Source organism: Microcoleus sp. B3-A4 (assembly GCF_036705385.1).
GTDB lineage: Bacteria > Cyanobacteriota > Cyanobacteriia > Cyanobacteriales > Microcoleaceae > Microcoleus.
This window is the reverse complement of the sequence record NZ_JAUBUI010000005.1, coordinates 61,088-73,822: the sequence shown is the minus strand read 5'-3', so window position 1 is coordinate 73,822 and position 12,735 is coordinate 61,088. Positions and strand designations below refer to the sequence as shown.

General features: G+C 45.5%; 11 protein-coding genes. 3 read left to right on the top strand and 8 right to left on the bottom strand.

What is annotated here, in order from left to right:
• Nucleotides 1-495 precede the first annotated feature (495 nt).
• Entirely contained in the window at nucleotides 496-2,127 is a 1,632-nt protein-coding gene (locus tag QUB33_RS04215) for a polysaccharide biosynthesis protein (RefSeq protein ID WP_333347672.1), read from the bottom strand.
• Nucleotides 2,128-2,692: 565 nt separating this feature from the next.
• Nucleotides 2,693-3,976, bottom strand: a complete 1,284-nt coding sequence (locus tag QUB33_RS04210; RefSeq protein WP_333347669.1) for a PilT/PilU family type 4a pilus ATPase — start codon at nucleotides 3,974-3,976, stop codon at nucleotides 2,693-2,695.
• Nucleotides 3,977-4,257: 281 nt separating this feature from the next.
• Here QUB33_RS04210 and QUB33_RS04205 point away from each other — a divergent pair, with 281 nt between their 5' ends.
• Together QUB33_RS04205 and QUB33_RS04200 are read left to right on the top strand one after the other, a co-directional pair.
• The gene (locus QUB33_RS04205) at nucleotides 4,258-5,427 is read left to right on the top strand and encodes a DUF58 domain-containing protein (protein ID WP_333347666.1); all 1,170 of its coding nucleotides are present in this window, start codon (nucleotides 4,258-4,260) and stop codon (nucleotides 5,425-5,427) included.
• Nucleotides 5,428-5,645: 218 nt separating this feature from the next.
• Nucleotides 5,646-6,101, top strand: coding sequence for a TerB family tellurite resistance protein (locus tag QUB33_RS04200; RefSeq protein WP_333103443.1), 456 nt, complete (start codon nucleotides 5,646-5,648; stop codon nucleotides 6,099-6,101).
• 27 nt (nucleotides 6,102-6,128) lie between these two features.
• Here the strand turns inward: QUB33_RS04200 and QUB33_RS04195 are convergent, their stop codons facing one another.
• The 6 genes from QUB33_RS04195 to minC all read right to left on the bottom strand — a co-directional run bounded on the left by QUB33_RS04195 (nucleotide 6,129) and on the right by minC (nucleotide 11,330).
• On the bottom strand, nucleotides 6,129-6,830 hold the full coding sequence (locus tag QUB33_RS04195) for a zinc-dependent metalloprotease family protein (RefSeq protein ID WP_333347663.1): 702 nt from the start codon (nucleotides 6,828-6,830) through the stop codon (nucleotides 6,129-6,131).
• A gap of 160 nt (nucleotides 6,831-6,990) precedes the next feature.
• Nucleotides 6,991-7,593 (bottom strand): TerD family protein, encoded by a 603-nt coding sequence (locus QUB33_RS04190; RefSeq protein WP_333347660.1) that lies wholly within the window; start codon nucleotides 7,591-7,593, stop codon nucleotides 6,991-6,993.
• Between the two features lie 12 nt (nucleotides 7,594-7,605).
• Entirely contained in the window at nucleotides 7,606-8,181 is a 576-nt protein-coding gene (locus QUB33_RS04185; protein WP_333347657.1) for a TerD family protein, read from the bottom strand.
• Between the two features lie 623 nt (nucleotides 8,182-8,804).
• Entirely contained in the window at nucleotides 8,805-9,164 is a 360-nt protein-coding gene (gene minE / locus QUB33_RS04180) for a cell division topological specificity factor MinE (protein WP_333347654.1), read from the bottom strand.
• A 216-nt stretch (nucleotides 9,165-9,380) separates the two neighbouring features.
• On the bottom strand, nucleotides 9,381-10,187 hold the full coding sequence (minD, locus tag QUB33_RS04175) for a septum site-determining protein MinD (RefSeq protein WP_333347651.1): 807 nt from the start codon (nucleotides 10,185-10,187) through the stop codon (nucleotides 9,381-9,383).
• Between the two features lie 339 nt (nucleotides 10,188-10,526).
• Nucleotides 10,527-11,330 carry a septum site-determining protein MinC gene (gene minC, locus QUB33_RS04170; protein WP_333347648.1) on the bottom strand — a complete coding sequence of 268 codons (804 nt, stop codon included), beginning with the start codon at nucleotides 11,328-11,330 and terminating at the stop codon, nucleotides 10,527-10,529.
• Nucleotides 11,331-11,756: 426 nt separating this feature from the next.
• On the opposite strand from minC, the gene QUB33_RS04165 reads away from it, so the two are divergent.
• Nucleotides 11,757-12,710 (top strand): ADP-ribosylglycohydrolase family protein, encoded by a 954-nt coding sequence (locus QUB33_RS04165; RefSeq protein WP_333347645.1) that lies wholly within the window; start codon nucleotides 11,757-11,759, stop codon nucleotides 12,708-12,710.
• Nucleotides 12,711-12,735 lie beyond the last annotated feature (25 nt).

Here is a 12,735-nt window from a genome sequence, read left to right as displayed (position 1 = left end):
GTTAACTCACAGCGCCACTCTATCTAAAGTATCATCGTATCATGCTTGCAAAAAATCACCGTTATCGCATTTGTTGTGATGACTTAAGTCCTCCTAAAACTACTAGGACGATCGTCCTCACTACAAATTAATTTGATTGCGGTTGTGCAGTCGCAGATAATATCATATCATGTCTATTCTGACAATGTTAAGTCACTCAATTTAATTAAACCTCAAACAAGCCCCGACTGGAGAAACCAGGTTTCTCAAAGAAACCTGGTTTCTGGGTGTGATATTTTTAATCAACTAAACACTTCGTCGATGTTTAACATCAAATCCGGTTGCATCGGAATCATAAAATCGAGTCAACAGTTAACACTCAACCATTTAGTTTTTCGACCCGCGCGCCAACAGTTAACAATCATTTAGCTCGTGCAACGGGAATTGATATAACTCATTCATCCCCTGTGGGTGGGCACTGAGGAAGCCATCTCCCAACTCAAAACTATGTTCAAGCTACGCTGCATCGGGGATAGCCACAGGTTCAGATTTTTTGATGGTGAACTGTGCGGGGGGTGCAAATTCTCTGAGATATCTCGACAGCGATCGCAAATATCCCACTTCTGCTTGAATCAGATCCAGGGTAGAAAGACTCTCAACTAAGTCATCAAACTCATCTGCCGTAACTCCAGCACTGTACAAGACTTCTTGGCTAAGCCGCCCGCAGATTCCTTGCAGGAGGAGTTGGATAATCTCGCTATAGTCAGTGATTTCTGTTCCGTAACCTTGCAATTTCTTGGGATTGATTCCCCATTGCAAAATCTTCAACAACTCTTCAGGGGCACTCCACGCAAAAGAGGAAGCAATCACTTCTTTTTCCGCTGCGACAAGAGCGTGCTTGATTTGCACTTCGGGGAAATCTGGATCGATGATTAAGCTTTCCAGCTTCGACACTTGTTTATCTAAGACGGGCAAAGAAAAAGGAGCTAATTCAACACTCACCACGTCGCCCGTATCGTTAACACTTCTAAAAGGATCTTCCAAAACATTAATTAAGAGGTGAATGTCTGTAGGCTTTTTCCAGTCAAATTGTCCAAGGAAAAAGGGTTCTTCGTATCCCGGCAAAAGTCCTTGAAAATAAATCGGCAGATTTTTGCCTGATTCAAGAATTTTATAAAGAGCTACTTCCAAAGTTTCTGTCGGCCACCCGAGATTACTTACGGCAACAAATTTCAGTTTTCCAGGAACGGACACAACCAGAGAATTCAGCAATAAATGTACGGCTTCAAAAAGATTTTGAGCAGTTACGTAGCGGTGGGGAGCGTGAACGTTGACAGTTTTACCTTGCTCTACTTTTTTGGACATTTGCTCGCAGAACAAGCTATTTTCCAACATATGAGTAAAGCGAACCATCCCGTAAGTCACATCTCCTTCTTGAGCTGCTTTGGCAAATTGCCATTCGGCAAACTTCTTCGAGGCGGCGTAAACTTCGGTTGTAAAATATCGAGATGTTTTGCCTGTGGAAGAGAAGATGCAGTGTTCTACCCCGTATTCTTCGCACAGTTGGATGACGTGTTTACATCCTAACAGGCTGGTTGTAACTGTTTCTCGGATTTTGATTTCAGCGAGTCCGGGTTGGCGTTGGGCTGCTAGGTGAAAAACAATTTCTGGTTTTTCTACCTCAAATATGTGTTTGAGCGCCTCGAAGTTGCGAATGTCAACGGCATAGAATGTTACTGCACCTTCTCTGTTAAAAAGCGGGAGATTTTCTTCGGAGTTTTGACATCGGGCGTTGTCTGCGGAAATGATTTTAGTTGCGCCTAATTCGAGGAGTTTTTCGATTAAGAAACGACCGACACATCCTTCTCCGCCGGTGATGAGGATGGTTTTTCCTTGGATTTGGCTGCTGACTGCGGATGCGTATAGGTGAATGGTGCGATCGCGCACGTCGCTAAATGGTTCGCTTTCTAATTGTCCGTCGGCTTGATAGGCCCTGATTAGCTGTGCGGTGAGAGTTTGTAAGGCCGCTAGGATTTCAGGATCTTGCGGTTCCGGGGAACCCGGGGGAACTAGCTGCTGGATGCGCTCAATTATTTCCGCTTTGCTGGCGCCTTCAAAAACTTCTCTTTGGTTAAATGCACTCTTCACTTTTTTTGCTCCTTTAAATTCTAGAAATACTCTTGCTGATAAGCGACTTGTTAAACAAATTTTCTAGGGACAGAATCTTTAAAAGTCTGCTTGGTTTTAGAAATTTTTAGACTGAAAGCTACTTAATCGGAAAGAGACGCGATCTGCTCTGATTGTAGTTTTATTAAGCGCTTTTTTAACCTGCTTACTTCTGCCATCGGCAAATATCGGCAAAGTCCGAATGTTCTGTCCAAAATTTGTCACTACAACTATATACTTAAATTGCTTATTGTTGGCAATACTCGGAACATATCTTTACTATTTCTTTGCAATTACCTGCGAGTTTTCACGCAATTTTAAAGTTTATGTAAAGTAGGGTCTACGTTTAAAAAATTTAACAATATACTCGATATTGATTATAGCATTTTACTCTTTAATTATAATGTATTCTTTGTTACTAAATATATTTAAGTTTTAAGTAAAAATACGCAGAAAAGCCTTCATCAAATATTTCCGTCTGCTAAAAATCTTGTTACTTGAGGGGTGGGGTAGTGCTGCGGTGCCTACCCCTGTATGGGTGCTGCTACTAGGCGCGAACAATGCGTTCTTTTTTGCTGCCTTCAAAGCCACGAGCGTCCCCAACATCGTAGCCTCCTGTTCGCAAGCGACGGTCTAAATCGCTGGCTTCGGGAGAAGTTTTGGCCGCTTCTTCGATCGTCACTCTGCCTTCAAGCACCAGTTTGTAAAGACCCTGGTTGATAATCTGCATTCCTTCATAAGTATCATGTTCCATTAATCGGAAAGCTTCATCGTCAGCACCTTTCATCAAGTAATCGTGCATGGCAGGTGTATTCACCAAAATATCGTGAACTGCTACCCGACGGTTGTCAACAGTTGGCAGCAAAAGTTGAGCAATTACCGCTACTAAAGAATCGCAAATTTGAATCCGCATCGCCTGTTGTTCCTCGGGCGGGTAGAGGTTCAACAATCGGTTAATAGCGTTAATGGCACTGCGAGTGTGGAGAGTTCCCAATACTAAGTGACCTGTTTGAGCTGCTTGCAACGCTGTATTGATGGTCACGCGATCGCGCATTTCCCCGATTAGAATTACATCCGGATCTTCACGCAATACGGCCCGCAAAGCCTGCTGAAACTCGTGGGTATGCAAGCCGACTTCCCGCTGGCTGACCAAGCATTTTTTAGAAGGGTGAATGAATTCGATCGGGTCTTCAATTGTAACTACGTGCTTTTGCTCCATCTGATTGAGGTGGTCGATCATCGCAGCTACGGTTGTCGATTTCCCCGAACCTGTAGGCCCGGTAACTAATATTAATCCCTGCGATCGCAAAATGATACTTTTGAAAACTTCTGGCAACCTCAAGGAATCGATAGTAGGTATTTCCAAACTAATCAACCGCAATACTATGGCACCGCCGCTGAGGGACTCAAAACAGTTTAGCCGACACCGCACGAAGCCAGGGTAAAAAATTGCTGAATCTAATTCCTTGGTAGTTGCAAACTGTTTTCGCTGTTCGGGGGTGAGAATTTCGGCTAGGTACTGTTCAAAAATTTCTGGCGTTACTTTGGGGTGGGCGGTTGCTACTTGCATCGTGCCACGAATCCGAAATCGAGGTACTTGGCCGACTCGAATGTGAATGTCGGAAGCCGAGACGCTATGGGCATCTCTGACCATTTGTTCGATCGTACTGACGGGTGTCTCAACAGGCCGCTGCTGCTGGGCTGCGGGGGGCGCACTCGGCGCGGGTGGAGGAGGCGCGGGTGTTGCAGCCAAGGGCGGAGGCGGCGGAGGTGTTCGTCGGCGGGCTTGAGCCTCTGGTTGAAGGGGTGTAGGATTGTTTAATGGGTTCATTTTTTTGTCTCCAGTCAGTCTATTTTAGATTTTAGATTTTAGATTTTAGATTTTCTCCACAGATTAATCTGGGAGCAGGAACTAGAGTCTAAAATTTGGGGCTCGACCCTGACGGAGTGTCGGGGGCTTGTATCCATTTTTGGGCGGGGTCTATGTGATTTATTGCGAAAAAATGCCCGGTTTCTAATCTTATCGCTCGCAGCTAATTCGGTGTTAAATGCTGAGAATATTTTACAATTAGGCTTGATAGGGCGATCGAGTAATTAACAATTTAAACTCCTATGAACATCGGTCATAAAATCGCCGACTGGCTCGAAAATCGTGCTGTTACCCCTGCCTACGCGGGTTGGCTGCTGTCGGGGATGACGGTTTTCTTTTTTGGGTCGGCGACTAATACAATGTCTGGGTGGCTGTACGTGCTCAGCGGTGGGGGTTTGGCGCTGTTGGGAGTAGCGGCGGTTCTGCCTGGAAAATCGCTCCGTTCCTTGGAAGTCCGTCGCCGCCCGATCGAACCGGTGAGTGCGGGCGATCAAATCACCGTCGAACTAGAAATCGAAAATCGCGCCCGCCAACCTAAGACTCTGTTGCAAGTGCTAGACATCTTGCCGTTTGTATTGGGAGAACCCGTGGTCCGCCCGATCGAAGTCATAGAGCCTAACAGTATATACAGGGATACATACTATCTGGAAGTCCGGCAGCGCGGGGTCTATCGGTGGCAAGAGGTAAACTTGAGGACGGCGGCACCTTTAGGGTTGTTTTGGTGCCGACGCAGCCGCCCAGTCAAAGCGGTGGCGGTTGTGTATCCACAAGTTTTGCCGTTGAGCACTTGTCCTTTGATCGATCGCATCGGTCAAGAAGACAGCCCGCAATTTTACAATCGCAGTCGATCGCAAACTGCTACCGAAGGCCTCACCCGCAACCTGAGACCTTACCGCCACGGAGACCCCACCCGCCTGATTCACTGGCGCACCAGCGCCCGCTACGGAGAACTGCGGGTGAGAGAGTTAGAAGTTGCAGCCGGCGGTCAACAAATTATTATTGCTCTCGACAGCGCTGCAGCGTGGCAGCCAGAAGAATTTGAACGAGCCGTGACAGTAGCTGCGTCTCTTTACTTCTATGCTAGCAAGCGCCTGTTAAACGTCAAACTTTGGACTGCCGGGACTGGACTCGTATCGGGGAACCGGGTAGTTTTGGAAACTTTAGCGGCGGTTAATGCTGGGGAAGATGCGATCGATAATCGGTCGAAACTGCCGATAATTTGGCTGACTCAAAACTCTGCAACTTTAAGCACTCTTTCCCCTGGCAGCCGCTGGGTACTCTGGCCGTCTGCAACTGCTGAAACAGGCGACAAAACGTTAGTCAAACACGATTTACCTGGTTTGAAAATTCGCTCTGACCGACCGTTAGAACTTCAGTTACAAGATACTCTGGAAAGAGCGATTAATTATTAAGTAAGATAGACCACGAAAAAACCTGTGAAAGAGCGATTAGTTATGAAGATAGACTTGATTAATCTAAAAACTCAAGAACCATGATACACTACAGGAGTGTAATTGACAAAGTTATGGGTCTTACAGGACCTGGCAATTGCTTGGCAAGTTAAGAGCAGCTTAGATTACTGTGACTCTGGTCATAAACATCATATCTCATTCACCAAACAGGATAAAAAATGACTTTCTGGGAGAAATTAAAGCAGAACGTATCACAAATCAATGATTCTCTGCAAACCAATATTTCCAAGTTTAAGAATAATGATTTTGCTGATGCCTCAATGGCAATATGTGCATTGATTGCTGCTGCTGATGGCACTATCAATACCGAGGAAAGACAAAAAACGGCGGCTCTAATAATTTCCAATCAAACACTCCAAATTTTTCCGGCGTCGGAGTTGAAGCAAAAATTTGATTTTTATTGTGAGAAGCTATCACAAGACTTCGATTTTGGTAAAATTGAGGCTATCCAAGCGATAGGGAAACTTAATAAAAAACTAGACCAAGGTCGTGCAGTTATCCAAATTGGCATTATTATCGGTGGTGCGGATGGTAATTTTGACAAAGATGAAAAGAAGGTTGTCAAAGAAGCTTGCCATGCTGTAGGCATTAATCCTGGGGAATTCGATCTCTAAATTCAGCTATTTTATGGTTCGAGCCAATCAATTATTCAAGGCTTTATATCTGCGAATAGCATTGTTCATTGAGTTTATTTGCTCTGCGTGAAATGAGGGAGGCATTAAGCTATGAACAGTATGAACGAGTCCATTGTGCATGACATCGGTCGGAAGTGCAGAATGATCGAGTCCTAGTGTATGTCCTATTTCATGGGCAATGGTATTTGCAATTAAGTTAGATAGTTGATTGAGACTAAGGCTGGCATTGTAAGAAGCATAAAATACTTGATCAATCCGAATAATCGCCCGATCTGTAACCATTCCCGATTGGAAGCTAGCCACGCCGAGATAGTCAACCGGCTGGCTATCAACGAATATATAAACATGAGTAAAATCTTCCCCCCACTCTTTGCGATCGGGGGTATCAGATGTCAAAAATACCTTGACGCTTCTAAATGCGCCGTAGAGTTTGGAGAAAGCGTCCATCAGTAAGGAAAATATCGCTTCTTTATTTTCGGGTGCGACATCCATTCCTGATAAATCTACCCAAATGCAACGGCGAAAATCGCTATCATTATCAATTAGAACTCTTCCACAGGAAGGGCAAAACTCCCACTGAGGCTGGATACGGGAACGACAGCTCTGACAGCGGAGTTTGGGGGGTTTAGTCAGGTTTAGCCGTTGAGAAAGGGGGAGTTTTAGCTTGCGATTGTGTTTGGTTAGGTCTAGGCGATCGTACAGCGACATTGACTGAGTGTAGGAATTTTTTCTCGTAACATAACGTATTTTTCATCTCATGTAAATTACGCTGATTACTTCAGGTATTTAAACAAAACAAAGGGTATTCATCGTTGTAGTCCACTTCTGATTCTAGGAAGTAAGGAGCATCTATGTACCGAAGGAGTTGTTAAGCATAGGTTTTCACAAGTTCCTGTAACCCATTAACCTTAACACCGTTACCGGTGGCCGCCATTTTCCACTCATCATTATGCTTGTATATTTCTGCCATGAGCATTCCCGTCATGCCTTTGTATTCAGAACCTGATAGGTTATATTTTGCGAGTTCTTGATTATTAGACGTATTAACCAAACGCACAAACGCATTTTGAACTTGTCCGAAGTCTTGCTTGCGTGCAATGCAATCGTAAATGTTAACTGTAAAAACCAGTTTGACAATTTGCGAGGGCATTCGAGATAAATCGACGAGAATTTGCTCGTCATCTCCCTCTCCCGCTCCAGTCAGATTATCACCTAGATGCGTAATAGCTCCTGAACGGTGGGAGAGATTGCTAAAATAAATGATGTTGGCATTATTATTCACTTTGCCATTTTGATCTAAACAAATCACTGAGGCATCCAAGTCATAATCTGGAGCACTGCTAAAAGCCCCAAACAAACCTCCACCGGAGCGTTTCGCCACATCCCACCCTAATCCGCACATCAGTTTTGTTAGCCCTGGCGCTTCTTTGGAAAGCGAGATGCGCTGTCCTTTTTGTAGGTTAATTCCCATGTGTTTTACCTTTTAGCTATAGCGATCGAGTAATGCTTGTAAACCACCTTGATAACCTGATCCCACTGCATTGAGACGCCACTCGCCGTCTTTCCGGTAGAGTTCAGCCATGATCAGCGCTGTCTCTATGGAATAATCTTCTACCAGGTCATAGCGAACAGCTTCCTGTTGTGTTTGGGCATTAACGAGCCGCACGAAGGCATTTTGCACCTGACCAAAATTTTGATGGCGTTGCTGTGCTTCATGGATGGTTACAGTTACAAGAATTTTTTGGACATCATTAGGCACTTTTTTGAGGTTTATTTTGATAACTTCATCATCCCCCTCGCCGGCCCCCGTGAGATTATCTCCCAGGTGCTGCACTGATTTGTCGGGATCTGGACTTGTGAGATTGTTATAAAAAATGAAGTGGTTGTCAGAAATTAATTTTTCGTTAGCACCTAAGAGGAACAATGATGAGTCTAGGTCAAAGTCAGAACCCGTGTCTGTAGCTTTAACGTCCCATCCCAGTCCTACGAATACTTCTGAGAGACCGGGTGAAATTTTCTCAAGCGATACCCGTTGTCCTTTTGTCAGAGATACTGCCATGATTCAATCTTCCTCTTTATTAGAATTAGAAGTGGTTATGGAGGGAGGCGCGGACTGGAAAACTTTATTAAGTTTTTGCTGGAAATAGTTGGAGAATTTTAAATCTTAAATAATAAGAATATTAGCTAACTGTGCCGATGTCAATAGGGGTTACAACTCTTAATTATTTTTTTTGTCTGAGTACAAAGCAATCATGCCCTGCTTCCCACAGTTGTGTAATCTCAGCTTGGGTTATTATGCTTGTGTATTTTGACAAACTCTCGGAACTTCGCCGTGTTTTGTGATGCCAGTGACCATTACCAGGCCGTTTCCACAAGGCCTGGTAATGGGAAGTCTCCTGTGATGCAATACCATCGACTTGTGGCGTCGATGGTGTTGCGAGGGATTCCCAACTCTTGAGCAACTTCGATTTTCTTCATGCCATTTAACTCGATCGCTCGGATGACCTGATGAAGGAGGTATAAATGTACAGTTTGGGCCCAAAAGTCGGCGCGATCGCTCTGCAAAAATGGCTACTAATTGTAGTCTATTTTCTAACCGACGAAAGCGGTTGCTATAGTTTAATTTAAATGCCGATCGGCTCTAATCGAACTCTTTGCCTGACAATAAAATCTCAACCCCTATCACTCTGTAGTGTCGGGGAGAATTTCGACTACATACTCCGGTACATATTCGGGTCGATTCTCTGGCCGATTCGGGGGCACATTCTCCGGTGGATGTTCGAGGCGGACTCGCCGGATCGGGAGATTTGCAATTAGTGCTGTGGCTCGCTGGTCGCTCTCCAGCGAGAACTCAGACCCGGTGGTATCGATTTCCACGTAGCGAGATACCACCTCTAGAATTTCTCGGCGCATCGACTCAACCATTTCGGGGCTGAGTTCTGAGCGATCGTGGGCTAGAACCAGTTTGAGGCGCCGTTTTACCTCGTCGCGGCTGTTGTCAGGGGTGCGCGGGAAAAGTCGTTCGAGAAGTGTGTGTATCATGGGTCGGGCTGGTTTGTCAAGGGTTAGGCATAGAAAAGGTCATACCATTTTCGATTTTCGATTTTCGATTTTCGATGGGGGAATCAGTGATTCCCGTCAGGTTGGGAGCTGGTCTACAGTTTCATTCTTTTTGGGAACTGGTGCCACTGGGGGAAATTTTGGGCTAGTTTTGGTGATGCGGTCGCTGCTGTTAAAGATCGATCGCCAATAACCACATCACATAATTTTAGTATTTAAGAACTTGCGGAGGCGAGTAAAGAAGTTTTCGGGACGGGGATTTAGATCGAGAAATTCAACTTTTTCGCCTTCTAAGCGGCGGGCAATATTGTCGAAGGCTGTTCCAGCTAAAGAGGCCGTTTCCGACAATACTAATGGTTCGCCTCGGTTGGTGGAAACGATGACGCGCTCGTCGTCGGGAACGACGCCTAACAGCGAAATGGCGAGGATTTCCCGCACGTCTTGCACCGACATCATATCATTTGCCAGCACCATTGCGGGTCTGATCCGGTTGACGATCAGGTTGATTTTCTTGACGTTGTTGGCTTCCAGCAGCCCGATGACTCGATCGGCATCGCGGACAGCAGCGATTTCGGGAGTGGTGACAATGATGCCTTCTTGAGCCGGGGCGATCGCATTTTGAAAGCCTTGTTCAATTCCAGCAGGAGAGTCGATCAAAATATAGTCGTATTTTGGTCCCAACATCCCCACAAGCTGCTTCATCTGCTCGGCGCTGATGGCATCTTTCATCCGAGTTTGGGCCGCCGGCAACAGCACCAAGCGCGGCTGCCGCTTATCTTTCACCAAAGCTTGCTCTAATCGGCACTCTCCAGCGAGAACTTCTAATGCCGTGTAAACAATGCGATTTTCTAAGCCCAGCAGCAAGTCTAAATTTCTGAGACCGAAATCGGCATCAATTACAGCAACGGTGCGTCCCCGCTTAGCTAAAGCCATGCCGAGATTGGCTGTGGAGGTGGTTTTTCCTACCCCGCCTTTCCCTGATGTAACAACAATAATGCGAGCCATAAGCGATTTTAGATTTATTGGGAATTGGTGATTGGGAATTGGTAATTGGGGATTGGTAATTGGGAATTGGTAATTGGGAATTGATTTTATTATTGGTTGATAATTAGCAATTATTTTTTGGTAATTTTGCAGTAATCTGTTATTCAGTGAATTAACTCAACACTCACAACTCTCCGTGTAATACTAATTTTCTCTGAATTTGCACTTAATTTTTAAATCGTCCTTTAGTGGCTGATTTAGCCAAGGAAAAAATTATCAAGTGCAGGCTTAAAGAGAAATAGTATTACAAATTACCCATTACCAATTCCCAATTACCAATCACCAATTCCCAATTACCGATTACTCATTACCCCCGACTAACTGCGATTTGTCAAAATCAGAGGCTCTACCGATCCGAATCCCTTGAGGAGTCACATAGGCGACTTCCGGGAAAAACTGAGCGGGTGAGGTTTCTGGGCCTCTGGCAACATACTTAGCAATCCTAATCACCATCGGTTCCATCTGCAAGGTCATAATCACGCTTTTGGTGTTGCCACCGGCACCGGCGTGTACGACTCCCCGCAAACGGCCCCAAACTAGGATATCGCCTCCGGCGATGACTGAGCCGCCTGGATTTACGTCTCCCAAAAGTACGATCGTGCCTGGATGACGAATTTCTACGCCCGATCGCACTGTCATCTGCAAATATAAAGGTTCCGCCAGCGATTGCGGTTTTTCGGCAGTGGCTTTATTGAGGGAAGAAACCGGAGGCTGCTGTTCTACACAATAGCCTGCTGTAGCTGCGGCAACGGCGGTTTGACGGCGACTGGTGTGGACTCGTTTGAGTTGCAGTTCCACTTCGGAGAGGGCATCAGCGATTTCTTGCAGTTGGCGGATATCTAAAAGTCGATCGCTCCCCATCAATTGTACTTCTGCATTTGGCTGCCAAAAGCGTTCTCCTGCATTCAGCCTGACTTTTAGCTGCTGCCAAAGTTCAGTCCAAGTCGAGGCCGAGGCTGTTGCGGGTTCGTTATTGGTTTCGGGGGGGAGTAGCAACAGTAGCTGTCCATCTTCGGTTTTGAGTCGGACTTGCAGATCCAAGCTGACTTCGGGTGTTGATTGAGGGGCGGCAGCAGCGGCTGCGGCGGAGGCATCGGGTGTCATGGGACAGTTTGATATCGGGTAGGGACAGGTTAACATCAATATTAGCCTGACTCGTCTTTTGCCTCAGCATTTGGGAGGAAAACTCTTGTTTTTTTATTTTTAACGACAGCTAAGGCAATTCTCTTTCGTTAGTGAACAAGATTTTGTTTTAATGAACCGCAGAGGGCGCAGAGGGTACAGAGAAAGAGAATTAAGAGTTCTGAATAGAGAATGAGAGAAGTTCACAAATTTGGTATCTATTGTGAACGAGATTTTGTTTTAATGAACTGCAGAGGGCGTTCTTGACACAGAGAAAGAAAATTAAGAGAAGAGATAAAGAGAGAACTTGACAAGTTGGGCATCGATTGTTATACACGCAGATAAGATGCAGATAGAAATAATTTTGAAGGCTCTAGCGCTTACTAATTATTAATTGTCAATTACGTTATGCAGCAAATAGAACGTTATCGCGGCAGTCTTCTCGGTTTAGCAGTGGGCGATGCTCTCGGAACAACTTTAGAGTTCCATCGCCCTGGAACGTTTGCGCCTATTAACGATATGGTTGGCGGCGGCCCGTTTCGATTGCAACCGGGCGAGTGGACGGACGATACTTCGATGGCGCTTTGTTTGGCTGAAAGTTTGATTGAGAAAGAAGGTTTCGATCCAGTCCATCAGTTAGAAACATATTTGCGGTGGAAGCGAGAGGGACATTTGAGCAGCACTGGTGAATGTTTTGATATTGGCAATACGGTTCAACAAGCACTTTGGAAGTTTGAAGATACAAGAAAACCTTACTGCGGTTCTACCGATGCTGGGACTGCTGGAAATGGTTCGATTATGCGCTTGGCTCCGGTGCCTTTGTTTTATGCTACAAATCCTTTGGAAGTCATAGAAAAATCTGGAGAAAGTTCGACAACTACTCACGCTGCTGCTACTTGTGTGGATGCTTGCCGTTATTTTGGTGCTTTAATTGCGGGGGCTGTGAATGGAGTTGCTAAAGATGTGTTGCTTTCGGAAAGATATTGTCCGATTTCGGGATATTGGGCAGAAAATCCCCTGGTAGCAGAGATTGATGAGATTGCGGCGGGTTCTTTTAAACGGCGACAACCTCCTGAAATCAAAGGTACTGGTTATGTTGTCAAGTCTTTGGAGGCGGCGCTTTGGGCATTTTACAACAGTTCTTCTTTTGCTGAAGGCTGTTTGTTGGCTGTGAATTTGGGCGACGACGCGGATACAACTGGTGCGGTTTACGGACAGTTGGCGGGGGCTTTTTACGGAGAATCTGGTATACCGGAAAAATGGCGATCGCAATTAGCGTATCTCCCTTTAATTGAAGCTTTTGCCGAACAACTCTTGACTTTATCTCGATCTGAATGTTTACCACAGTTTGGCACTGCATGACAACCGGGTAAGCGGTCATCGGTAA

What these genes read in the sequence shown, in the direction of transcription:
- QUB33_RS04195 (WP_333347663.1), bottom strand. Translation starts at nt 6,830, where the DNA reads ATGTCGCTGTACGATCGCCTAGACCTAACCAAACACAATCGCAAGCTA.
- minE (WP_333347654.1), bottom strand. Translation starts at nt 9,164, where the DNA reads ATGATACACACACTTCTCGAACGACTTTTCCCGCGCACCCCTGACAAC.
- minD (WP_333347651.1), bottom strand. Translation starts at nt 10,187, where the DNA reads ATGGCTCGCATTATTGTTGTTACATCAGGGAAAGGCGGGGTAGGAAAA.
- QUB33_RS04210 (WP_333347669.1), bottom strand. Translation starts at nt 3,976, where the DNA reads ATGAACCCATTAAACAATCCTACACCCCTTCAACCAGAGGCTCAAGCC.
- QUB33_RS04205 (WP_333347666.1), top strand. Translation starts at nt 4,258, where the DNA reads ATGAACATCGGTCATAAAATCGCCGACTGGCTCGAAAATCGTGCTGTT.
- QUB33_RS04165 (WP_333347645.1), top strand. Translation starts at nt 11,757, where the DNA reads ATGCAGCAAATAGAACGTTATCGCGGCAGTCTTCTCGGTTTAGCAGTG.
- minC (WP_333347648.1), bottom strand. Translation starts at nt 11,330, where the DNA reads ATGACACCCGATGCCTCCGCCGCAGCCGCTGCTGCCGCCCCTCAATCA.
- QUB33_RS04190 (WP_333347660.1), bottom strand. Translation starts at nt 7,593, where the DNA reads ATGGGAATTAACCTACAAAAAGGACAGCGCATCTCGCTTTCCAAAGAA.
- QUB33_RS04185 (WP_333347657.1), bottom strand. Translation starts at nt 8,181, where the DNA reads ATGGCAGTATCTCTGACAAAAGGACAACGGGTATCGCTTGAGAAAATT.
- QUB33_RS04200 (WP_333103443.1), top strand. Translation starts at nt 5,646, where the DNA reads ATGACTTTCTGGGAGAAATTAAAGCAGAACGTATCACAAATCAATGAT.